Annotated in this window: 1 protein-coding gene; it reads left to right on the top strand. The window is 55.0% G+C overall.

Features of this window, described 5'->3' with window-relative positions; all coding sequences use genetic code 11:
* Positions 1-280 (top strand): YDG domain-containing protein (locus HY29_RS19325; protein WP_034791168.1); only part of this gene is annotated, 280 nt, incomplete at both ends.

Here is a 280-nt window from a genome sequence, read left to right as displayed (position 1 = left end):
TTGATGTGGCGAAGGCGCAGCTGACGATCTCAGACATCGTGGTGGTTGATCGTGCCTATAATGGAACGACACGCGTTGAGCTGACAGGCGGTACGTTGGTAAATGCGGTTCAGACCGATCTGGATGCGGGCACGCTTGGTCTGGATACGAGCTCTGCATACGGTGAGATGGCGACCAAGGATGCCAAAGATGACCAGCTTCTGACGCTGAGGAATTACACTCTGACGGGTGTTGATCAGGACAATTATGTCCTGACCCTGCCGACAGACCTGACGGCGGA

Source organism: Hyphomonas beringensis (genome assembly GCF_000682755.1).
Taxonomy (GTDB): Bacteria; Pseudomonadota; Alphaproteobacteria; order Caulobacterales; family Hyphomonadaceae; genus Hyphomonas; species Hyphomonas beringensis.
Note: the sequence above shows the minus strand (reverse complement) of the source record. Positions and strands in the feature narration are given on the sequence as shown.